Origin of the sequence: Bacteroides ovatus (genome assembly GCF_001314995.1) — a bacterium.
Classification (GTDB): domain Bacteria; phylum Bacteroidota; class Bacteroidia; order Bacteroidales; family Bacteroidaceae; genus Bacteroides; species Bacteroides ovatus.
Genome location: NZ_CP012938.1, coordinates 3,151,672 through 3,176,108, shown reverse-complemented (window position 1 = coordinate 3,176,108; position 24,437 = coordinate 3,151,672). Strand labels below are relative to the sequence as shown.

Annotated in this window: 11 protein-coding genes and 2 pseudogenes; 9 read left to right on the top strand and 4 right to left on the bottom strand. The window is 39.8% G+C overall.

Annotated features, from left to right (window positions below; translation table 11 throughout):
• Nucleotides 1-19: 19 nt before the first annotated feature.
• From Bovatus_RS12510 to Bovatus_RS12480, 7 genes and pseudogenes are all read left to right on the top strand, one after another.
• Complete coding sequence (locus Bovatus_RS12510) at nucleotides 20-433, top strand: PDZ domain-containing protein (RefSeq protein WP_004296109.1); 414 nt, start codon at nucleotides 20-22, stop codon at nucleotides 431-433.
• Between the two features lie 21 nt (nucleotides 434-454).
• Nucleotides 455-2,881 carry a glycosyl hydrolase family 95 catalytic domain-containing protein gene (locus tag Bovatus_RS12505; protein ID WP_052587827.1) on the top strand — a complete coding sequence of 809 codons (2,427 nt, stop codon included), beginning with the start codon at nucleotides 455-457 and terminating at the stop codon, nucleotides 2,879-2,881.
• An 11-nt stretch (nucleotides 2,882-2,892) separates the two neighbouring features.
• Nucleotides 2,893-5,514, top strand: a complete 2,622-nt coding sequence (locus Bovatus_RS12500; protein WP_080974056.1) for a glycoside hydrolase family 31 protein — start codon at nucleotides 2,893-2,895, stop codon at nucleotides 5,512-5,514.
• A 57-nt stretch (nucleotides 5,515-5,571) separates the two neighbouring features.
• The gene (locus tag Bovatus_RS12495) at nucleotides 5,572-6,615 is read left to right on the top strand and encodes a glycoside hydrolase family 43 protein (RefSeq protein ID WP_224440847.1); all 1,044 of its coding nucleotides are present in this window, start codon (nucleotides 5,572-5,574) and stop codon (nucleotides 6,613-6,615) included.
• Between the two features lie 6 nt (nucleotides 6,616-6,621).
• Nucleotides 6,622-8,379 carry a glycoside hydrolase family 2 gene (locus Bovatus_RS12490; RefSeq protein ID WP_004297690.1) on the top strand — a complete coding sequence of 586 codons (1,758 nt, stop codon included), beginning with the start codon at nucleotides 6,622-6,624 and terminating at the stop codon, nucleotides 8,377-8,379.
• A complete protein-coding gene (locus Bovatus_RS25760) occupies nucleotides 8,376-9,719 on the top strand; it encodes a beta-galactosidase small subunit family protein (RefSeq protein WP_004297691.1) in 1,344 nt (447 codons plus the stop codon). The genes Bovatus_RS12490 and Bovatus_RS25760 overlap by 4 nt, the downstream gene beginning before the upstream one ends.
• Before the next feature lie 33 nt (nucleotides 9,720-9,752).
• A pseudogene (locus tag Bovatus_RS12480) lies at nucleotides 9,753-11,297 on the top strand (glycoside hydrolase family protein); the annotation flags it as partial.
• A gap of 378 nt (nucleotides 11,298-11,675) precedes the next feature.
• On the opposite strand, the gene Bovatus_RS12475 reads toward Bovatus_RS12480, so the two are convergent.
• From Bovatus_RS12475 to Bovatus_RS12455, 4 genes and pseudogenes are all read right to left on the bottom strand, one after another.
• The gene (locus tag Bovatus_RS12475) at nucleotides 11,676-13,106 is read right to left on the bottom strand and encodes a Gfo/Idh/MocA family oxidoreductase (protein WP_004297695.1); all 1,431 of its coding nucleotides are present in this window, start codon (nucleotides 13,104-13,106) and stop codon (nucleotides 11,676-11,678) included.
• A 17-nt stretch (nucleotides 13,107-13,123) separates the two neighbouring features.
• Nucleotides 13,124-13,951 carry an FAD:protein FMN transferase gene (locus tag Bovatus_RS12470; protein ID WP_004297696.1) on the bottom strand — a complete coding sequence of 276 codons (828 nt, stop codon included), beginning with the start codon at nucleotides 13,949-13,951 and terminating at the stop codon, nucleotides 13,124-13,126.
• 16 nt (nucleotides 13,952-13,967) lie between these two features.
• Nucleotides 13,968-14,612, bottom strand: a pseudogene (locus Bovatus_RS12465) (3-keto-disaccharide hydrolase); the annotation flags it as partial.
• Between the two features lie 409 nt (nucleotides 14,613-15,021).
• Entirely contained in the window at nucleotides 15,022-16,305 is a 1,284-nt protein-coding gene (locus Bovatus_RS12455; RefSeq protein ID WP_004297699.1) for a Gfo/Idh/MocA family protein, read from the bottom strand.
• A 291-nt stretch (nucleotides 16,306-16,596) separates the two neighbouring features.
• Here Bovatus_RS12455 and Bovatus_RS12450 point away from each other — a divergent pair, with 291 nt between their 5' ends.
• Complete coding sequence (locus tag Bovatus_RS12450; RefSeq protein ID WP_224440848.1) at nucleotides 16,597-20,721, top strand: hybrid sensor histidine kinase/response regulator transcription factor; 4,125 nt, start codon at nucleotides 16,597-16,599, stop codon at nucleotides 20,719-20,721.
• Nucleotides 20,722-21,312: 591 nt separating this feature from the next.
• Nucleotides 21,313-24,423 (top strand): SusC/RagA family TonB-linked outer membrane protein, encoded by a 3,111-nt coding sequence (locus tag Bovatus_RS12445; protein ID WP_052587896.1) that lies wholly within the window; start codon nucleotides 21,313-21,315, stop codon nucleotides 24,421-24,423.
• Nucleotides 24,424-24,437 lie beyond the last annotated feature (14 nt).

Sequence of the window (24,437 nt, the reverse complement as noted above, 5' to 3'; positions counted from 1 at the left end):
CGATAGCGATGTTTTCCGGATGGGACTCCTGAATCCTAAAATGGATGAATTAGGTGTTGTTTCTCCTCATTTAAGGCGACTGACTAAAGCGCCAAAAATGTCTTTGCCAGTCATAAAAGCAGGCAGTAACAACAATAATTTAGTTTACTGGTTTGGCTGGACCGTTAAAAGTTTGGAGATGCAGGGTGAGCGTTCGGTTACTGGAATGGATGCGGAGCGAGGAGTATATGTAGTCACGCTAGTGGCTTACGAAGGCCCGATGAAGGATTTTATTCAAGCCAATGATGTGGTACTTAAATTGGGAGAAACGGATGTGAATAATTTAGATGACTTACAGAAAGCAGCGAAACGTGTTCTTCCGGGGAAAACACAGGAAATGGTTGTTTTCAGAAATCAGAAAGAAAACAGAATCAATATATTAAGCAAGAAATAACTATAAAAACATAAATGTAAAATGAAGAAAAGTATCTGTTATTTATTACTGATCGTATGTGTTATTATGGGAAACCGTATATCTGCTCAGGAGCTTAAATTGTGGTATGACCGACCTGCTAAAGTGTGGGAAGAAGCTCTTCCTTTGGGTAATTCCAGGCTGGGAGCTATGGTTTATGGTATTCCGCAACGCGAAGAACTTCAATTGAATGAAGAAACCATTTGGGGAGGCAGCCCTTACCGCAATGATAATCCTAAAGCTGTGCAAGCATTGCCTGAAGCCCGGAAACTTATTTTTGCAGGAAAAAACACAGAGGCTGATAAACTCATTAACGAAACCTTCTTTACTCGTGCACATGGAATGCCCTTCCAAACTGCAGGTAGTATCATTCTGAATTTTCCCGGACATGAGAATTATCAGAACTTTTACCGCGAACTCGATCTTGGTCGTGCTGTTTCAACTACACGTTATACGGTGGACGGTGTGGAATACGCACGTGAAGCTTATGCTTCTTTTGCTGATGACGTGATTGTTATGCGTATAACGGCAAGCCGGAAAAGAGCAATAAATTTTGTCTTGGAATATAGCAGACCTGTTAATTTTAATGTATCGGTTAAAGGAAGCACGTTGATATTTCACAGTAAGGGAACCGATCATGAAGGTATACCCGGAGAAATAAACTATCAGATACATACCCGGGTAGTGACGAATGACGGTGAGGCAGAAGTTTTAAATAATAGGATTGTCGTAAAAAATGCAACCGTAGCTACACTTTATATTTCTATCGGCAGCAATTTTATCGATTATAAAACGTTGGGAGGTGACGAGTACGTAGCCAAAGTGACTCAAAAACTCGATTGTGCGATAAAGAACAATTATAAAGCTGCCTTGAAAAAACATATTGAAATATTCAGCCAGCAATTTAACCGGTTCAAACTTAATTTGGGAAACCGTTCTGACGGTGTGAAGAAAAATACGCTACAACGGATTGCTGATTTTCAAATTGATCAGGATCCTTCTTTGGTTACACTCTTGACCCAGTTTGGACGTTACTTGTTGATCTGTTCGTCCCAACCTGGTGGTCAACCTGCCAATTTGCAAGGAATCTGGTGTCATCAGATGAATCCTTCATGGGATAGTAAATACACTCTCAATATCAATGCTGAAATGAATTATTGGCCTGCTGAAGTGACTAATCTGAGCGAAACTCATCTTCCTTTCCTGCAAATGGTAAAGGATTTGTCGGAAAACGGACGACGGACTGCTGCTATGATGTATAATGCCGAAGGATGGACTGTTCATCATAATACAGATATCTGGCGGGTAACGGGGCCGATAGATTTTGCCCGGTCTGGCATGTGGCCCACTGGTGGAGCCTGGGTATGCCAACACCTTTGGGAGCACTACCTTTATACTGGTGATAAGAAATTTCTAGCCGATGTGTACCCGGCTATGAAGGGAGCTGCTGATTACTTTTTGAGCAGCATGGTTAAGCATCCTAAATATGACTGGATGGTTGTTTGCCCTTCTGTTTCACCTGAACAGGGAGGCGTTGTAGCCGGATGTACCATGGACAATCAACTGATTATCGAACTGCTCACAAAAACGGCTAAAGCCAATGAAATATTGGGTGAAAGTCCCGTTTACCGTCAAAAATTGTACGAGTTATTGGAGAAATTGCCTCCCATGCACATTGGTAAGCATACTCAGTTGCAGGAATGGCTTGAAGATATAGACGATCCGAAGAACAAGCATCGTCACGTTTCACATCTTTACGGATTGTATCCCGGCAATCAAATATCTCCTTACCGTACTCCCGAATTATTTGAGGCGGCACGCAACTCCCTAATCTACAGAGGGGATATGGCAACTGGTTGGTCAATAGGTTGGAAAGTAAATCTTTGGGCACGCTTGCTGGATGGCAATCATGCCTATAAAATCGTAAAAAATATGCTTACATTGGCGGGTGGGAGTTCACAAAGCGGTCGTACTTATCCCAACATGTTTACCGCGCACCCACCTTTCCAGATTGACGGAAACTTCGGACTTACCGCTGGCGTTGCTGAAATGCTGCTTCAAAGTCATGACGGGGCTGTTCATCTGTTGCCGGCCCTTCCCGAGGTATGGAATAAGGGAAGCGTATCGGGGATCAAGGCTCGTGGGGGCTTTGAGGTATCTATGCAATGGGATAAGGGCGAAGTGACGGAGGTAACTGTATTGTCTAGCTTAGGTGATAACCTGCGGATACGTTCATATGTACCCTTGACAGGCAAAGGCTTGAAAGAAGCCAAAGGGAAAAATGCCAATAGGTTTTTCGAAAGAGTAAATATAACTTCTCCTGTGATCTCGACGCAGGCTTCTTTCAAAGGAAGTGCTTTGAAAAAGGTGTATGAATATGATATTACTACAAAAGTCGGAGGAAAATATACTTTTAAAAGAGCAGAATAAAGATCATGTATATGGCAAAAAAAATAGAAGCAGTATTGATTGGCCTTATGATAGGTATAGTCGGTTTATCTGCAAGCACATGCTCGGATAAGTCAGAGACGAAAGGCATAATTATTCAAACAGAAGCTGGGACACTTCGGTTGATGCCGTTGAACGATCGTTCCATACGGGTCAGGTTTACACGTCCGGATTCAAAAGAGATGGAAGAACTGATTTATGTTGGAAGTACCAAGATTCCGAAATATAGAATCAAGGAAAGTCAGTCACAGGCAATTCTCTCTCTTGATAATATTTCGGCAATATATAATAAGGGGAATAATACATTGATTTTTAAAGACCGTAACGGGAAAATAGTTTTGGAAGAAAAAGTAGGAGGGCGCCGGATGGAGCAATCGACCATACAGGGAGAACCAACCTATCTTGTCGAGCAACAATTTATTTCTCCAGTTGATGAATATCTCTACGGAACCGGTCAGTTTCAGGATGGCTACCTGAATGTACGCGGGTTAACACGTCGATTGACACAAGTTAACACTCAGATAGCCATCCCTTTTATCCTCTCCAATAAGGGGTATGGCCTTCTTTGGAGTAATTACGGACTTACTGATTTTAATCCGGCAGATAAGAGCGTAAACTTGTCTCCGTCTAGTTCAGCAGGGGAAACGATAACTGTAGATGCTACTTCTACTACCGGAAATAAGCAGGAAGTGAGAAAGATAAGTGCATTCACAGCTGATATTGACATTACCGAGAGCGGCAATTATTCGATTCTTTTGGATGTGGGGCAAAAGATGGCGCGGAAACATTATGTGTCCATTAATGGCAAAAATGTGGTGAATGTAAATAATATCTGGCTTCCGCCTACCACCTCCTTTATCGTCAAACTGGAAAAGGGAAGACACCGGATAGAAGTGCAGGGTGATCGAAATGATAAACCTTCACTTTATTGGCGTAAAGTAACAAATGAAACCACATTTCGTTCACCTGTTGCACAAGCATTGGATTATACCGTATTTGTAGGAAATGCAGACGAAGTGATTGCGAGTTATAGGCAGTTAACAGGAGATGCGCCCATGATGCCTCTTTGGTCTATGGGATATATTCATTGTCGCGAACGCTATAACACACAAGCTGAACTATTGAAAAACGCAGCGAGTTTCCGCCAACGTAAACTACCGATCGATGTGATTGTTCAGGATTGGCAATACTGGGGGAAGTACGGCTGGAATGCCATGCGCTTTGATGAAGAACGATATCCGGATCCAGCGGAAATGGTTCGTAAACTGCACGAAATGAATATGCGTTTGATGGTTTCTGTATGGTCGAAAGTCGATGTTAATTCCGAATTGGGCAAGCAAATCATGTCAAAAGGCTATTATATTCCAGGTAGCGAATGGATTGATTTTTTCAACCCCGATGCTGCTGCTTTCTACTGGCAGAATTTCAGCAAGGGACTTTTGCAGCCCTATGGCATAGACGCTTGGTGGCAGGATGCAACTGAACCGGAAAACGATGATTTGTATAATCGCAGGATAAATAACGGTAAAGTGCCGGGTGAAGTCTATCGGAATGTCTACCCGATCTATGTCAATAAAACCGTTTATGAGGGTCTTCGGAAAGACGCACCTCATAAACGGGCTATGATTCTGACCCGTAGTGGCTTTTCGGGTATGCAACGGTATGCTGCTGCAACTTGGTCGGGAGATGTAGGAAACGACTGGGAAACTTTACGTCGTCAGATAGCGGGCGGGCTGAACCAAATGGCTTCAGGACTACCTTGGTGGACTTATGATGCCGGAGGTTTCTTTCGCCCGGGTGACCAATATACGGACAAAGTTTATCAAGAACGCTTTCTTCGCTGGTTACAGGCTTCTACTTTTTTTCCGCTGATGCGTGTACATGGTTATATGAGCCAAACAGAACCGTGGCACTATGGAAAAGAAGTAGAAGATATTACCGCAAAATATATCCATTTGCGATACAGTATGTTACCCTATATTTATTCGCACGCTGCTGAGGTGTCTTTTTCGGGTTCTACATTGATGCGTCCACTTGTAATGGATTTCCCGGACGACCGGCAGGCGCTGGAGCAGAAGCATCAGTTTATGTTCGGTAAGTCGTTACTTGTCGCTCCCGTTACCGAACCTTCCGTCAGCCGATGGAGCGTTTATTTGCCGGAAGATGTTGCCGGTTGGGTCGACTTTTGGAGTGGAAAGAAATATAGGGGAGGACAGACGACGGAGGTAGATATAGATTTAGCTAAAATACCTTTATTTGTTAAAGGCGGTTCCATATTCCCATTTAGCTTTGGTAAGCAATATGCGTCCGAATGCAAAGATACCCCCCTTGAGATTCGCATTTATCCTGGTGCTGATGCTACTTTCGTGCTGTATGAAGACGAAGGAGACAATTACAATTACGAACAGGGAAAGTTTAGTATGATTGAATTCGAATGGAATGAGAATAAAAAGACGTTGGTTATTGCTAACCGTAAAGGGGGATTCGAAGGTATGGAAAAGGTTAAAAGATTTAATCTGGTACTTGTTTCACCGGAGGAAGGAATCGGGGCAGGTGCTTCTTTGCAAGTGCGGGAGATCATTTACGAAGGTAAAAAACAAACTATAAAAATCTAATATAGCATGCATATAAAAACATTAATTGTCGCAGTTTCCTGCTTTATGCTTTTGTTTATGTGTTGTAAGCAAGAAGATAATACGAAGAAATTTGAACTGAAGGGTAATCCGATGATAGTGGATAAGTTTACGGCAGACCCTGCTCCGATGGTGTATGACGGTGTGTTGTATCTTTATGTCGGACACGATGAATATTATGAAGGTCAGAATTCAGCTTCGGGTGGAAAAGAGTTTAACATCACAGAGTGGCTCTGTTATTCTACGACGGATATGAAAACCTGGACAGACCATGGTTCTGTACTGAAACCGACTGACTTTAAGTGGGCTGTAGGAGAAGCTTGGGCTTCACAGGTTGTTGAGAAAGATGGAAAATTCTATTATTATACCACTGTACAGGCCGGAGAACCATACAACAGTAAAACGGTTGGAGTGGCTGTTGCTGATAATCCGCTAGGTCCTTTTACTGATGCCCGGGGAACACCGCTGATTACTGATGATATGACTCCCAACGGTCCGCGAGGCTGGTGGAACGATATTGACCCCACTGTTTTCTTTGATGAGGAGGGAACACCCTGGATGAGTTGGGGCAACGGTACATGCTTTTTAGTTAAATTAAAACCGAATATGATTGAGTTAGACGGTCCGATACAAATACTAGATTTACCTAATTTTATGGAAGGACCATGGCTTCATAAGCACAATGGACTTTATTATTTGACGTATGCTTCATCAGGTGATGAACGTGAAATGATGCACTATGCAACGGCTACCGATATGGAAGGAACATGGACTTACCGTGGAGCATTAACCGGAATGGCAGAAAATAGTTTTACTATTCATCCGGGTATTATCGAGTATAAAGGAAATTGGTATCTTTTCTATCACAATGCCAAGCTTACATTGAATGGAATCCCGGGCGCTATCGGACGCAGGTCTGTATGTGTGGACTATTTGTATTATAAACCTGATGGGACTATGGCTTACGTTGAACAGACAAAAGAAGGTATTACCGTTCAGCCCAAGTCTCCCCAAGAAGTAGCACTTATCACTAATCCATTTCCGGATGAATCGGTGGAAGTAAACAGAACCGTTATTGAATGAAAGAATATGAAGAGAAATATAGTCTCATTGTTTTTGTTCATTACTATATCGGCAAGTGGGCAAAATATGCCGGACTGGGAAAATCCGGCTGTTATCGGAATCAATAAGGAGGAATATCATGCAACGCTGACATTGCCTTCGGGGAAAAGTAAATGCGAGGAAATTGTTTCGTTGGATGGTATCTGGAAATTTAATTGGTCGCCCCAACCTGATATCCGTCCGGTAGATTTCTATAAAAATGACTTCAGTGTCGCAAATTGGGATGATATTGTTGTTCCTGGTAACTGGCAGATGCAGGGGTATGGTATGCCTATCTATTCTAACTGGACCTATCCGTTTAAGAAGGATCAACCCCGTGTGATGAGTGAACCACCGAAAGAATATTTCAGTTACAAAAATCGGAATCCGGTAGGCTCGTATGTGACTACTTTTCAAATTCCCCCAGGAGAAAGAGACAAGCGATATTACCTGCATTTTGCGGGTGTGGAATCGGCTATGTATGTGTGGGTTAACGGAGAGAAAGTTGGCTACAGTCAGAATTCTATGTCACCTGCTGAATTTGATGTCACATCGTATGTGAAGCCTGGTGAGAACCGTTTGGCGGTAGAGGTTTATCGGTGGTCGGACGGAAGTTACTTGGAAGATCAGGATATGTGGCGTCTGAGTGGCATTTTCCGCTCGGTCGATTTATGGATACGTCCGCAGATACATATAAAGGATTATACCTTGACTGCGGAACTTTCGGATAATTTTGCTTCGGCGAAAGTTGACATGAAAGTATGGCTTCGCAACCAATCAGCTAAAAAAGTGAAAAACTATGAGATAGAAGTCTTGTTGAAAGGAAGAGACAATAGAGGTAAAAAAGTAGAATATAAAATGGCAGCACCTGTGAAATCACTATCACCTCGGTCTGTAAATATATTCGATCTTTCCTGTGTGCTGGAGAATCCGAAATTGTGGTCGGCAGAAATTCCCAATCTGTATGACGTCAAGATCGTGCTGCGTAACAAGAAAGGAGTACAAGAGCAATTTAGTAATCATTTGGGGATTCGGAGAATGGAAGTTAGAGGCGAAGTGTTCTATTTCAACGGCAAGCCAATCAAGATGAAAGGAGTCAACCGCCATGAACACCATCCGCGGACAGGACGATTTGTGGATCGGGCAACTTTAGAAACCGATCTTCGGTTGATGAAACAGGCGAATATTAATATGATCCGTACCTCACACTATCCTGACGATCCGCTATTTTACGAACTATGTGACATCTACGGTTTTTATGTGATGGACGAAGCTAATCAGGAGAGCCATGATTATGGACTGCGAAACAAGGAGTTAGGAGATAATCCCGATTGGACGCTGGCACATATAGACAGAGCTGTCTCATTGGTGCAACGGGATAAGAACCACCCGTGTGTCCTTTTCTGGTCATTAGGTAACGAAGGAGGACATGGTATTAATTCGCTGGCTATGGCGGATACCGTTCGTGCCCTGGATTCCACACGAATTGTATTCAGCGATACGGATAGGGAGATCTCGGACATCTATGACGATGGCTATCTTCACCCTGACCGTTTAAGAGAATTGGCTAGGGAAGTAAACGATAAACCCTTTTTTATGCGTGAGTATGCCCATGCAATGGGCAATTCACTCGGCAATTTTAAAGAATACTGGGATGTGATAGAGACCGACAAAAGCATTTTGGGAGGTGCTATTTGGGAATGGGCTAACCATGGTATTGCGAAAAAAAAGATGGCTCACCTTTGAAATATGAAGCAAATCCTGCCTCTTTACAATTAGAACAGGACGAGTTTTGGGCGTACGGAGGCGATTTCGGTGATTATCCTAATTATGGAGAGTTTTGTATTGATGGATTAATCGGTGCGAACCGTGCTCCGCAGCCTCATTATTACGAGGTTCGGAAAGTTTACCAAAACATAGATTTCAAGCTAGAGGGTGCTTCAAATGTAAAGCTCGTCAACAAGCATGCCTTTCTGTCACTGAATGACTTTGAATATTTCTATGAATTTCTGAATGATGGAGAAATCGTCAAATCCGCCCATATTCCAGTCAATGCCAATGATGTATTGGAAATACCTTATAATATAGAAGCTGAAGGAGAGATATGCCTCAATGTATATGCGAAATTAAGTAAACCGACCATTTGGGCGAAATCCGGTTTTGTAGTTGCCTACGAGCAATTTATCCTGCAGCCAAAGAGGCAAGAGAGCATCAATATAAAAGGCGATACACCGCTTGTGAAAAATATGGCGGAAAGTATTGAGGTTATCGTCGGACATTCTGTTTTTGTGATTGATAAGTTAAATGGTGCCTTGACAAGCTGGAAAGTAAATGGAAAAGAAGTGTTGTATGCTCCTTTAGAACCTTATTTTTGGAAGCCGGCTAACGATAATCAGAAGCGCAATGAGTATAATCAGCGACTGGGTGCATGGAGAGAGGCCGGAAAGCAAAGGACAGTAAAAAGGGTGATAACTAAAATGGAAAACGGATTGGCTGTTGTAAGGGTTGAAATGGAACTTCCTGTAGGAGCTGCATACGTACTGACCTATCTTGTGAATGGAGAAGGAAAAATGCAGGTAGAAGCTGATTATAAGCCTACAAAAAATAATATTCCGTTAATACCGAAATTCGGGATGCGTATACAACTACCAGCTGATATGCAACAGGTCGAATGGTATGGCCGTGGTGAGTTTGAGAATTACCCTGACCGTAAAACCGGGGCATTGCTAGGACGTTATGCCCTATCTCTTTCCCGATTTATAACTGATTATCCCGTGCCGCAGGATAACGCTAATCGTTGTGATGTTCGTTGGTTTTCCCTGAAAGATGGAGTTGGAGACAGGGGGATAAAAGTTACAGGACTCCAACCTCTTTGCTTTCGGGCATGGCCTTATACCGAAAAAGATATTGAGAAAGCCAAGCATCCTCATGAGCTACCGCAAAGGGATTTCATTCAGGTTAATATTGATCTGAGCATTCACGGAGTAGGTGGAAACGATTCGTGGGGGGCACGTACGTTAGATAAATATACGATTGACGGTAACCACCCCTATACCTACGGTTTTATCATGGAATATGGCAGATAATGCTTATAATCGAAACCAATAAACAGGGATAATATGAAAAATAATATTTTTAAATTTTTAGTTTTCGGAATGGTATTATTTATGACTCCTGTTACCATTCTTTCACAAATCATAGAGCGTAAACGCCCTGTAGAGTGGAGTAAATTGATTGAAGGCGCTCGTTTTATGGATCGTTTTTTGCCTATGAAGGGCAACATTCTTTCGTCTGATACATGGGGGGGCAACCTCTGTCATCCCTCGATATGTTGATAATGGGATTGAGGATCGTGTGTGGTCATATTGGGGAGGAAACATTCAAAAGGCAGAAGATGGGCAATACCACCTTTTCGTTTGCGGTTGGCTGGAAAATTCATCAGCAGGACATATGGAGTGGCCTAAGTCATATGTATTTAATACGGTGAGTGACACTCCGACCGGACCATTCAAACTTCATAATATCATTGGAAGGGGGCATAATCCGGAAGTGTTTCGCTTGAAAGATGGAAGGTATGTGTTATATGTTATTGACGGACGGTACGTGACTGATGATGTGAACGGAGTATGGAAATATGGTAAGTTCGATTTTGATTCGCGTGATCGCAAAGTGATTGAGGGATTGTCTAATCTTTCTTTTGCTCAATGGGAAGACGGCTCGTTCGTAATGGTTTGCCGTGGAGGAGGCATTTGGATAAGTCGTGACGGATTGTCAACTTATCATCAGATTACGGACGAAAGTGTCTATCCTAATGTGGATGGGCGCTTTGAGGATCCGGTAATATGGAGAGATTCTGTCCAATATCATATGATTGTCAACGACTGGTATGGCAGGATTGCTTATTACCTTCGTTCCAAAGATGGTGTAAAATGGGTCATTGATCCCGGAGAGGCTTATATGCCTGGAATTGCAATTCACGAAGACGGTGTAGTGGAAGATTGGTTTAAATTTGAACGAATCAAGATTCTTCAGGATCAATATGGCCGTGCTGTTCAAGCAAATTTTGCCGTCATAGATACTTTAAAGCATCAGGACAAGCCCTATGACAACCATAGTTCGAAAAACATCAGTATTCCATTAAATCCCGGATTGATCTTGACTGTTATGAATACTGAACCGATACACCCCAAAACAAAAAGCATACAGGTGAGAATCAAGGCCGAAGAAGGTTTTAATCCCCATACGGATATAGATATTCGGTCATTACGGTTCGGTGCATCTGAAGAAGTGAATTACGGCAGGGGATGCAGCGTGCTGAAAACAGAAAAAGATGGAAATGACTTGATTGTCATTTTTGATGCGAAAGGTCATGGAGTTACGGAAGAAGAGTTTGTTTTAAAGTTGATAGGGCGTTCTGTTCAAGGCAAATTACTTTATGGATATGCCCGTCTCCCTCATGTGGACTATAACGCACCTATTCTTTCGGCGCGTGCACCTGTTTTCTTAACCGAAGGACGACTCAATGTAAGATTGAAATACAGAATTTTGGATTGTCAGTATCTGAACAGTCGGTATTGGAGATTGAAACTATTGATGGCAACAAGAGGATAAGAATCGCTTCAGGGAAGATTCCGGTGCTGCGACCTTATGAAAAAGTAGAACTGGTGCTTCCGGTTTCAAAAAAACGGGGGATTGGAAAGAAGAACAGTTGAAAGTGACTATATTATCAAATAAATAATCAATATATAATGGGAAGATTAAATAATAGCGAAATGAGTTTACGTCTTTTTATGAATAATTTTATTCGTCTGAGAGTATTTGGGATAAGTATATTAGATACAGGAAATAAATATATGCTAATTGAAATTTGTTTGGCACCATATAAATACGAAGTTTCTATGTAAACGCATGATTTTACAGATAACTTTAAAATGGGCTAACCCTTGTCTTCTAGAGTTAGCCCATTTGTTTACTGCAAATTTTAATCTCATAAATACTTGGTCTATCACTTTGCAGTTGATTCCTTATATTTAACTTTGGATTTATAGTTTGTAGAATTCTTCCCAACCTTTACGTGGAGGCTCGCCGGTTAATAGTTCATTTGCTAATTTATTGTTAGTAATAATTTTAAGTTCACGATCAAACTTTAATGGAACATTTAATCGTTGAGCTAATACTCCCAGACAGAATACTTGGCTTAATGGTCCGGACACTTCGAAGGGTGAACGTGTCTTTTCTTCTCCTTTGCAGGCACGGATGAAATTTTCAAAGTGATTGGACGGGCTGGCTGGAACCTCCGGATACTTGATATTTTTTTCTTTATCACCGATAATAGATAGCGTACTGCCGTGCGATCCGCCTTTGAAAGTAAATTCTTTGCTATAAATAATTTTGCCCGGATTGAGCTTACTTGCCTGCAATTTTTGATTCCCTACCAACGGAATGTCAGCATTATACTCGGATACTCCGTAGCCTTCCGGTAACTCCGGTTGGTTATCAATGCCGTCATACCAGGTTATGTCTAATGCGGGCATATTTTTACGCTTCGGAAATCGGAAACAGATAGTTGATGACATAGGAAAAAAGAAAGAATTGTGTCCGGATAGTTTGACCGGATTTACTTCGTAAGGTAGTCCTAACTCCAAGAATTCATGAGCAGTATCAATAATATGAGCGCCCCAGTCGCCTAAAGCTCCCATGCCATATTCATACCAACAGCGCCATTGCCCGTTAATGAAGTCGTGATTGTAAGAGCGTTGAGGGCGTGCTCCTTGCCAACAGTCCCAATCAAGGGTGGCAGGAACCGTCTCTGCACGAGGAAAATCTTTCATGTTCACATCCCATCCATGCCAACGACGTGCAGAATTCATATGCGCGGTGATTGCCGTCACGTCCTTTATGATGCCGGCTTCTTTCCATGCTTTGAACTGGAAATAATTGGCTTCTGAATGCCCTTGATTCCCCATTTGGGTAACCACACCGTATTTTTTTGCAGCCTGCATCATAAGTTCACATTCTATGAATGTACGTGCCAAAGGTTTTTCAACATATACATGTTTGCCAAGGCTCATTGCCAGCATTGTTATTGGGAAATGGGTATGGTCTGGTACTCCAATGCAGACGGCATCAATTTGATTGCTCATTTTATCGAACATTTTCCGGAAATCTTGAAAGCGGGGGACTTTGGGGAATCTGTTTAAGATACCCAATGTGTGTGCAGCACCTATTTCTGTATCACAAAGAGCCACAATATTTACCATTCCGGTATTATATAGATCGTTAATGATGCTTCCACCCCGGTTTCCAATACCACAGCAAGCTAAATTGATTTTCTCATTGGGGGATATCGCTTTCAATGCATTGAGGCTGTCATCTATATTTTTTCCGATTAGACAAGAAGGGAGCGCTGCTGCAGCTGAAAGTGTCATTACCTTTTTTATGAAATCTCGTCTGGAAAGTTCTTCTTTTTTCATTTTTTCTTTTGATATTATTATTTAACTATGAAATAAGGAAAAGAAAAGTTTGCCAATATCTTTAAACGCTCCTGCTCAGTTGCTACAAATAATGCTGTAGATAAAGCTTCACCTTCTTTTCCTGTCGAAGTGACAACAGAAACTTCTCGAATTCCTGTGATCCATTGATTAGTAATGGGATGTTTAATATGTTTTTGTTTTGCCCGTTTGTTACCTGAAGTTGTTAAAATCTCGTTTTTGAGTATAATGCTTTTATCAATAGTGGCGTTGAAATTTGGAGAACCCAGTTCAATTTTCCATCCTTGTCCTAGAGGCTGATTGCCTATAGCCAATATGGAACTGTTACCTAGATTAATCAGCGCATCGGATATATGGTTTGTTTCTAGTATTTTCCGTATGCAATCTAGCGCATATCCCTTTATATATCCACATAAATCGAGACTAATTCCTTTTCGTGTAAAATAAACGGTCTTTTGAATGTCGTCCATAATAAGCTTTCCCATCCTGTTTGTTAATTGGGGAACTGATTGGATAGTGATGTCAAAACATTGGCAGGTTTGAACATGTAGATCGCAGCAATCTGATAATATGGAATAAAGTTCATCACTTACGGAAACCGGCTTTATATGTGCGGTTTGATTGAGATTGAATAGCTCGCTTGTTTCATCGAATCTATTACTAACCTTTTCTATCCTTTGTATTTCCTTTTTTATCAATTGGGTAATAAGGATGCTTTCCTCTTTCGTCTTATTGCATATAATAAGATCAATACGGGTATGCATTGCTTCATACCATGAGTAGAGTACCCCTTTTTCTCCATGAAGTTGCTTGAAAATGTTTTGCATCTATTTGGCCTGTCGGTTAATCCAATTCTTTAATTTTTATATTTTTGAAATGAACCTCGTCACCATGGTCTTGAAGCAGGATATGCCCTTCTTTTCCTTCTCCGAAATTGGGCCAGTCTGCGTATTTGCTACCGGCTACTAAAGCTTTCCACATTTGGTTGTTACGTTCGTATTCTACGACTTTAATTCCGTTCAACCAATGTTCTACGTGATTACCTTTAACAATGATGCGGGCCGTGTTGAACTCATTTTTTTTGAATAATTTATTTGAGCCGGCAGGTATGAGATCATATAGTGAACCGACCGTGCGATTTCCTTTTCTTCCGGCTTTTGCGTCAGGATGCTTTTCATCATCCAGAATCTGGAACTCGCAACCAATGGCAGAACCTTTTCCTTTATTCAAGTCCGGGTCAACAAAATATTTAATTCCACTATTGGCTCCTTCCGTGATTTTGAAATCGGCTACTAATTCGAAGCTTTTGTAGGTTTTGATTGTAACAATGTCACCTCCGTTGCCTGATTCTTCTCCTTTACTTTTTTCGACTACTAAATCATTGCCGATAATTTTCCATCCCTTTGTCGGGAAAGTGGAGATTCTGGCACCTCTCCAGCCATTTGTTGTCTTTCCGTCCCACAATAATTTCCAACCTTCATTTTTCTCTTGGTTGGTTAATGTATTGTCTTGAGCTAAAGTTTTAATAGGAGTCATTGCAATTCCTATAAATGTTAAATAAAGAATAACGTTTTTCATGTGCAAATAATGTTTTGAAATGGATTAATATTATATTAATAAAACTATTTCGAGTCTGAAGTTTTATTGCATATCCTTGAATCTTTTTTTAAAGTTTCAAGGATATGTTTTGATCCGAATAAAAACAATCGTAGGATTGTCCATATAATATAGAGCGCGAAAGAACCTATTGTCACATAGCCTAAAGACATTATAACTTCTGTCCAGGAAGTATTGAATGTATATATTGAATATATATTAATCAAATTCATAATAATAAAGCAAGCTAAAAGAGTTTTTAGCTCTAACTGTTTTCTTTTGGATGTGATTATGGTATCTTTCATATCTGAGTATTTTTGTGGTTTAAATAATCAAGTTTGAATTCGTCAGGAAAAGTGATAATTCTCTCTTCTTCTATGGCTTGATATCCTAAAAGAGTTAGAGCACTCGCGTAATATCCTTCTTCTGCGATGTTTTGTGGCTGTTTTCCTATGATAACAGCTTCAATATATGCGTCGAGTAACAGTGAGGTTCCATCCGTGCGGGGGCGTTCACCTAATATATATTCTCCCTTATTATTTTTCATGGTTTCGGGTTCCCAGCTGGAACCGGCAAAAGGAATAGCATCAAATAATTGATTCTCTATTTGGTTTAATAACTGCAAGAAGCCGGGTGCAGGTGGCGTTTTTTCGAAATAAAATTTTCCTTTTTCAGGCTCTACCGTACCCAGATTTCCCAGAATTTGTTCTTCTAATCCATAAAATTGATTGGAAATGACAGAGTCGAAAGTTAGTTTTACTCCATTATCAAATATATATATACAACTGATATTATCGTCAACGTCACGTCCATCCTTCCAATGCGTGATCGCACCATGTCCCATCACTTTATTGGGGATGGCACGCATAGCCCAGCTACCTATTTGCAATTGATGGCAGCCTAGTTCTGTCATCAACCCGCATGAATATTCTTTATAAAGGCGCCAATTAATGAGGCGCTCTAATTCGGGGGAAGGCACATTTCTGCGCCAATCGCCGTTTCTATACCAAAAAGTATGTATTCCTTCTATATTTCCAAAGACACCTGTATGAATCATCTCCATGACTTTGATATAACGGGGATCGAATAAGCGTTGTTGCCCGGTGAAAAAAATTTTTCCGGTTGCCTTATGCTTCATGTACATTTGCCAGCAGTCTTTGACATTCATGGCTAACGCTTTTTCACAGAATACGTGTTTACCGGCATCCATCGCTGCAATGACCATTTCTTTGTGCAGAAATAGGGGGGTGGTAATGATGACAGCATCAATTTCATTACTATCTAATAGCGCTCTGTAGTCTTTGTAAACTTTAGCTTTAGGTGCAATCTTTAAGGCATTGTCAATAGACTTTTGATAAATATCACAAATTCCGACAATTTCGACTTTAGGATTTTTCTGTATAAATTTTAAAAGGAAACATCCCCGTGATCCGGGACCTATAATTCCTAACCGAACTTTGTAGTTTATTGTGTGGTCAACTTCAGCGAAAGTTGATAACCAGGGACTGGAGGCTAATAGTAATCCTCCTCCCATGATGCCGATGTTTTTTAAAAAGGTTCTTCTGTCTAAAAATGCATTTCCCATGATTGAATCATATAATAAAAGAGTGTCGTTATTTCTATTGCAAATATGGATGTATTTTATTATTTATAACTTGTTTTTTGATACGTGTCGTTTATGTATTGAAACGTTCATTTTTATTTTTGTTGTATAATCTATCAATTATTTTTTTTTCATATAAGCCTTTTAGGAATGATGCGTTTCTGGTAGCATAGTAGTGGATGTTTCAAATATTATAAAATATGTATCATATATGTATCATGAATTGAAATTAAAACTTTTACTTTGCTGCTGCATATCTTAATAGTATATAATATGAAAAATACACTTGTATCAATAATGTTGTTACTGATGTGTCATGTTTCACTTGTGGCACAATCTCCTCAATTGTTTACTTCTTCAGAGGGACTATCTTGTAGCCAGATTGAATCTTTAATGCAAGACAGTAAAGGATATATCTGGATTTCTACATCGTATGGATTGTCTCGTTTTGATGGAGTACAGTTTGATACATTTTATCATGATGATAATGATTCTTTGTCTCTAGCTGGGAATAAAGTAGTATCAGTGATAGAAGATAATCAAGGTAAAATATGGGTGGCCACTACTACTAATCTCCAATGGTATGATTCGGGGAATTTTGATTTTCGTAAAATCAAATTTGAATCTTTGGATGCCGTTCAAGCTTCTTCTTTAAGCATTAGTGGCATTGCTTTCGCTAAAGATGAGGATAAATTGTGGATTAGTACTTCGGGACGTGGAATTTATGCTTTGAATGTCAAAACGATGCAAGAAGAAGGGGCCATACATCAATATTTTAATGAATTACTGCCAACCAAATATTTGAGAGGGATTTATTTTGATTCATCCCAAAAGATGTGGGTGTTTTTAGAAAGGGGAGGGATTGTCCTTTTAGATGCACCGTCATTAAAAGTTATAAGGGATATATGGAGTGATGAGATGAAACCATTTTCTTCATCTATAGTAGTAACTTCGTATTGTGAGGATGAATTTTCTGGTAATCTGATCATTGGTACTTTGAATCATGGCATATTGATATATGACAAGCAGTATGGAAAAATACGTAGGGCGAAAGGGAAAAAAGCCTCTCGAACTTTGGCTCAATCTCTGACAGTAGGAAGGAATGTAATAGCGGACTCTTCTTTTATGCTGGTTGGAAGTGAGGGGGAAGGTGTATTGTTTTTTAACCCTTTAGAAGAAGAAATATATAGTCCGACATGGACATTGGGTGAAATTTCACCTTTTGGTCAGTTGAAGAGCAGTAAAATCCATGCATTATTGAACGATAAACAGGGAAATCTATGGCTTGGGCTTTATATGAGAGGACTTTTTATGATTCCTAAGTCTACTTATGGATTCCGTCCTGTTAACTTGTATGCTAATAATGACTCTGCAAATGGTGGTGTTTGTGTGACTTCTATACTACGCTCGCAAAATGGGGAATTATGGGTGGGATCAGATGGGGGAGGATTATACTTGATCTCTGGAAACAATAAAATTTTGAACTTCTCAAAACATAACAGCCAATTGACTAATAATTCAATTATGGCTATGGTTGAAGATAAAAGAGGGACCATCTGGATTGCTACTTATTTGGGTGGATTATATACTCTTGCTGCCGGACAAAAGCAGATAGTCCCATATTCGAAGTTACATGATATGAAGTTAAGTTGTTTAGCCTATGATAAATTGCAGGATATTCTTTATGTTGGCTCTTTGGGTAATGGAGTAAAAGCCATTTCTCTTTCAACAAATGAAATAATTTCTATTACGGAAGAAGATACTCCGTTTTGGACGTTTACTTTATATCTGAATGGTGTCGGAGATCTGTGGATGGGAACAGCTTATGGTCTTTATTATTATGACAATGCAATTAAAAAAATGCAGGAAATCAATATGCCCAAAAGGGAACTAAAGACTCAAATTAATGCTTGTTGCCAACGAGGGGATACTTTGTGGGTAGGAACTAATAGAGGATTAATCAGGTATGATGTAAAGAATGGGCAGGGAAAACGTTATACAAGAAGTGATGGACTTCCATGTGATGTCATAGAAACATTGCAGAAGACTCCTGCAGGAGATGTTTGGATAGGAACATTGAATGGGCTATCTTGTTTGACTCCTTCTACAGAATTATTTAAGAACTACTATTCTCAAGATGGATTGCAAAGTAATGAATTCCGTTTTGGTGCAACTTTTGTTGATAAAAATGGAGAATTGTATTTTGGAGGAAATAACGGATTCACGGTGTTTAATCCGAGAAGGGTAAATAGTTATGAATTGCCGGTTCTAGAACCTTTCTTTACGCGATTGACAGTTTTGAACGAAACTATTAAATTTAATTCAGAATCATCAATTTTGGATGCTCCTATTGATCAGGCGACTCGTATTATTTTAAATTATAGCGATGTTATATTTTCTTTGGATTTTTCAGTTGTAGAGTTTGCTTCTCCCAATAAAATTGTTTATGCATATAAGATGGAAGGTTATGAAGAGTCATGGCAATATATGCCTTCTGCTTATCGTTCGGCCATTTATCGTAAATTACCTCCGGGAGAATATGTGTTTAAGTTAAAGGCTTATATTGAGGGTAGTGATTTTGATAAGGCTGCAGTCAAATCAATAAAAATAAGAGTCTTACCACCTTGGTATCGCTCTTGGTGGGCGTATATCATTTACACATTTTTATTGGCTTTAGTTACTAAATATTTGCATTCGTATTGGTTGCGTAGACGGAAACGTCAGGCAGAACTGGTAGAACTGCAGATAAAAGAGGCCAAGTTACGCATGTTTACTAATCTGTCACATGAAATTCGTACTCCCCTAACTTTAGTGATGACGCCTCTTAATAAGTTTAGAGAGAAAGAGCAACGTCCTCAACAGAAAGAAATCTATAATTTGATGTATCGAAATTTGCAACGTATTTTACGTTTAGTAAATCAGATCATGGATATGAGAAAAATAGATAATGGACAATTAAGCTTGAAATTCAATGAAATAGACTTAATTATTTTTCTGCAAGATATAATGAAGTCTTTTGAAGGGCTAGCTACTCAAAAACATATAAGTTTTGCATTTCACTCTTCTTATAATGATTTAAAGACATGGATTGATGTGGCCAATTTTGATAAGGTTATATTTAACTTATTATCTAATGCTTTTAAGTTTACTCCTGAATATGGCTCTATTGATGTTTGTGTTGAGACTAAAAAGAAAGAAGAAAGAATAGGATTGCCTTCCATTATCAAAGAATATGTAGAAATTAAGATTTATAATACGGGCCAAACGATCAGCGAGGAAAATTTGGAACGTATTTTTCAGCGTTTTGTCCGTGTTGATGAGCATCATGAGCAGGAAGGGTCGGGAATTGGACTGCATTTGGCTAAAGTAATAACCGAATTGCATCATGGACTTATTAAAGCTTGTAATGTTGACGATAAGGGGGTTGCTTTTATTGTAGATATTCCATTAGGTAATGTTCATTTAAGTAAAAATGAAATGGAAGTTGTTGATACAGTGGAGGATTTATATTCGATACACCGTTCAAAGATAGAAAAGATAGACAATGTCTCTGAATTTATTAATATACAATTGAAAGATAACGAAGAGCGTTCGGTGGTTACTAATAAAAAAAATGTTGTTATTGTTGATAATAATAATGATTTGCTTCATTATCTTTCGATGGAACTTTCCAGAATTTATAATATAAGAATCTTTAGTAATGGAAAAGAGGCCTTACAAGATATCTTTGAAAACGTTCCGGACGCAATCATTACTGATTTAATTATGCCACAAATTGGTGGGATAGAGCTTTGTAAGAAGGTTAAATCTAATGTAAAAACCAGTTGTGTGCCAGTCATCGTTCTGACTTCATTGACTGATGAGGAAAGTATGGCTATGTGTATGAATAGTGGGGCCGATAGATTTCTGACAAAGCCTGTTTCACTGGAGGTTTTGAAGGGGAGTATTACACAGGCCATATCAACTCGTGAAATTATAAAGAATAGGCTGCAGATGGACGCAGAGTGTAAATATGAAGAGACAACTTTGGATTCTTATAATGATAAACTTGTTTTGCGTGTAGTGGATGCGATAAAAAAGAATATAGAGAATTCGGAATATACGGTGTATGAGTTGAGCAGAGATATTGGCCTTAGTAGAGTGCATTTGAACAGAAAGCTGAAAGAATGTATGAATATCTCTCCGGTCAATCTGATAAAATCAATTCGTTTGAAACAAGCTGCTTATTTATTAGCAAAGCATGAGGTGAATATATCTGAGGTTGCCTATAAGGTTGGATTTAAGTCACATTCTTATTTTACAAACTCTTTTCATGAATATTTTAAGATGACGCCTAAAGAATTTATGAGCGCATATTCAGATTCTTCTGATGAAGAATTAGCTCATATAATACAATGAAAGGGTGCTTATTTGTGATGCTAGTGCAACTTTGTGCTGTTTAAATATGATTTTCAGGTTTTGTTATTGCACCATATTCTAATATGGTGGGTATGCCTATTGATCTAATTATAAGTGATTATACTCTTTCTGTTGAAATGAAAATAATAGAAGGGGTTGCAATATTATCATTAAATGTATCAAAATTAATATAGAATAATACTTTTCTTAAATCATATGTATCTAAAAAAAGGTATAAAAATACTAGTATACGTAACTTTGCATTGCTATAAGGATATTATAGGATCAATGTGTTGGATTATTTATTAACCTTAAAAAGTGTACATTATGGAACATGTATTTATTTTCAATGATAGCTGAGGGGTAGTTGTTTTTCGTCGGAAAAATAAGAAAGATAAACCAATCAATTAGTCTTAATTTAATAATGATGAGAAATATAAAAAAGAAAGCTAAGATTACCCATTATTTGTTTTTATTGATATTCTTAATTGAAAAGATAATAACAAATGCACAAAGCATTATTATAGTGCATGAAATGGTATTTGGTCGGCAAGATGAGGTAATACTAGTTTAACAAATCTAATGAAGTACATGAGAAATAACAAATTCAAATTCAGAAAGATTCCATTCTTGCTTATGCTATTGCTGATATTCTCGGCAGTAGTTATGGCTCAAGGCAAGAGAACCATCACAGGTGTGGTTACGGATACGAACGGTGAGCCCATTGTCGGTGCAAATGTAGTGGTACAAAACAATCATTCAATAGGTGCAATTACAGATATCGATGGTAATTTCCGTCTTTCACTTCCTCAAGAAACCAAAGCTCTTGTAGTTTCGTTTATCGGTATGCGCGAAAAAGTAATACGGATAACAGACAAGGTAGATAAGATTAAAGTGATACTCGAAGACGATTCACAGGCTTTGGAAGAGGTTGTTGTGGTAGGTTATGGCCAGCAGAAAAAGAAGAGTCTGGTAGGGTCTATCACACAAACTAACTCGAAAACCCTGGAGCGTGCCGGTGGTGTGACCAGTCTTGGACAAGCTCTCACAGGTAACCTGCCAGGTGTTATCACCTATACCTCTACCGGTATGCCTGGCGCTGAAGACCCTAAAATTATTATCCGTGCGCAAAGTTCATGGAATAATAGCGATCCTTTGGTGCTTGTAGATGGCGTGGAGCGTCCCATGAACACTGTTGACATTTCGTCTGTTGAGTCTATTTCGGTGTTGAAAGATGCATCAGCTACAGCTGTGTATGGAGTGAAGGGTGCCAATGGGGTAATTCTTATTACTACGAAACGCGGTAAGGAGGGCAAGGCTAATATTCAGATAAAAGCGAATGCTACTATGAAGACGGTGTCAAAATTGCCTGAAAAGTATGATGCTTATGATACTTTTATTATCAAGAATCGTACGCTGGAACGTGAGTTGGGGCTTTCCCCTGAATTATGGGGTGACTATAAGCCTATGGGTATTATTGATAAATATCGTCATCCGGCTAATGCTACGGAATGGGATCGATATCCTAATGTAGATTGGGCTGATGTGCTCTTCAAGGATTATGCCATGAGCTACAAGGCAAGTGTGAATGTGTCGGGTGGTACAAAGTGGGTGAAATATTTCGCTGCCGTCGATTTTACTAGTGAGGGCGATATGTTCCGTGAGTTTGAGAATAATCGTGGTTATACTTCGGGCTATGGTTACAATCGTATCAATGCGCGTAGTAACCTTGATTTTTCGCTTACTAAAACCACTACACTTTCTGTAAACCTTTTTGGCTCGAATGGTGTGCGACAGCTTCCTTATGGTGCATCTGATAGTGATAATAGTTATTGGAAGTCAGCCTACCGCACCGCTCCTGATGCCATGCGTCCCATTTACAGTAATGGTGTGCTGGGTTACTATAAACCTTCTTCTTACGATGTGCCTAATTCGGTTGCCACCTTGGCTACTTCAGGTATCGAAAAGAAGACCAACACACAGATTAACACAGACTTCACCCTTAACCAGAGTCTCGATATGATAACCAAAGGATTGAGCGTAAGGGGAACTGTTTCTTTTGATAACACATTTGTTGAGGAAAAACGCGGTATTGAGGATACTGAAGGACCACAAAATATGTGGGTAGATCCCGTAAGCGGAGTTATTTATTATAAGAATGAGGTGGATGGAGGTACACAACTTGACTTCTCGGATGGTATCGACTGGGTAAATAAAGCTGGTAATGTAGATCCTAAGTCCACTTACCGTAAACTCTACTATCAGTTACAGCTTAACTATGGTCGTCAGTTTGGTAAACATGATGTAGGTGCGATGGCACTTTTTAGCCGTGAAAAATATGCCAAGGGTAATGAATTCTATCATTTCCGTGAAGACTGGGCTTTCCGTGCTACTTATAATTATGCTCAACGTTACTTTGCCGAGGTGAACGGTGCTTATAACGGTTCTGAGAAGTTTGGTCCCAACAATCGTTTTGCTTTTTTCCCTTCATTTTCGTTGGGTTGGATGATTAGTGAAGAGAAGTTTATGAAGGGACTCAAGTTTCTCGATATGTTGAAGCTGCGTGGATCGTGGGGACGCATTGGTGATGATAACGTAGGTGGACGTTGGCTTTATCAAGATTCTTGGGGCTATCAGAATAGTAACACATACCTGGGACTTATACCTACTGCTACTCCTTATTCATATTATCGTATCACATCATTAGGTAATGAGAATATCTCTTGGGAGACGGTGGAAAAACGTAATGTCGGTATTGATTATTCGTTCTTCAAAGGCCTGATAGCCGGTTCTGTGGATATCTTTAGTGATAAACGTAAGGATATATTAGTGAGTGGAGGTAGTCGTTCTATTCCCTCTTTCTTTGGTGCTACAGCTCCTACTGCTAATTTAGGAAGTACCAAAAGTCATGGATATGAGTTGGAACTCCGCCTTAACTATATGTTTGCCAATAAGATGCGCTTGTGGGCTAACACCAACTATACACATGCTGTGAATGAGGTAATCTTCCGCGATGATCCAGTGTTGCGTGACGCTCACCGTAAAGCCGCCGGTCATGCTATTGGGCAGACCAACAGCTACATTAACAATGGTATCTACACTACTTGGGACGAGATTTTGGGCAGTACTGAGCGCGAATCCTACAATGGTAATAAATTGCCTGGTGAGTACAACATCATTGACTTTAATGCTGATGGTATTATAAATGATGATGACCAGGCTCCCTATCAGTATAGTGGCGTTCCGCAGAACACTTATAGTGCTACCGTGGGTTTCGAATGGAAAGGTTTCAGCGCATCAGTACAGTTCTATGGCGTTAGTAATGTGACACGTGAGGTTACTTTTCCCACTTTCCACACTCAAAGCAATGTGGCTTACGTAGAAGACAATGTGTGGAGTAAAGAGAATGGTGGTGCGGTGCCCATGCCCCGTTGGAGCAATCCTATCAAGGAGAATGGCACACGTTACCTTTATGACGGCTCATACGTGCGTTTGAAGAATGCAGAGGTTGCCTATCTCTTTAAAGGAAAGAAGATACAGAAGTGTGGCATAAAGTCGCTTCGCCTCTATTTGAACGGTGATAACCTGCTTCTTTGGACTGATATGCCCGATGATCGTGAGTCGAACTTTAGCGGTGGTAGTAGCATGGGGGCTTATCCCACCGTACGCCGTTTTAATCTGGGTATAGATATCACTTTATAATCTAAACGAAAATA

Coding starts and splice junctions, on each gene's coding strand:
- Bovatus_RS12510 (WP_004296109.1), top strand. CDS start 20: ATGGGACTCCTGAATCCTAAAATGGATGAATTAGGTGTTGTTTCTCCT.
- Bovatus_RS12505 (WP_052587827.1), top strand. CDS start 455: ATGAAGAAAAGTATCTGTTATTTATTACTGATCGTATGTGTTATTATG.
- Bovatus_RS12500 (WP_080974056.1), top strand. CDS start 2,893: ATGGCAAAAAAAATAGAAGCAGTATTGATTGGCCTTATGATAGGTATA.
- Bovatus_RS12495 (WP_224440847.1), top strand. CDS start 5,572: ATGTGTTGTAAGCAAGAAGATAATACGAAGAAATTTGAACTGAAGGGT.
- Bovatus_RS12490 (WP_004297690.1), top strand. CDS start 6,622: ATGAAGAGAAATATAGTCTCATTGTTTTTGTTCATTACTATATCGGCA.
- Bovatus_RS12475 (WP_004297695.1), bottom strand. CDS start 13,106: ATGAAAAAAGAAGAACTTTCCAGACGAGATTTCATAAAAAAGGTAATG.
- Bovatus_RS12470 (WP_004297696.1), bottom strand. CDS start 13,951: ATGCAAAACATTTTCAAGCAACTTCATGGAGAAAAAGGGGTACTCTAC.
- Bovatus_RS12455 (WP_004297699.1), bottom strand. CDS start 16,305: ATGGGAAATGCATTTTTAGACAGAAGAACCTTTTTAAAAAACATCGGC.
- Bovatus_RS12450 (WP_224440848.1), top strand. CDS start 16,597: ATGAAAAATACACTTGTATCAATAATGTTGTTACTGATGTGTCATGTT.
- Bovatus_RS12445 (WP_052587896.1), top strand. CDS start 21,313: ATGAGAAATAACAAATTCAAATTCAGAAAGATTCCATTCTTGCTTATG.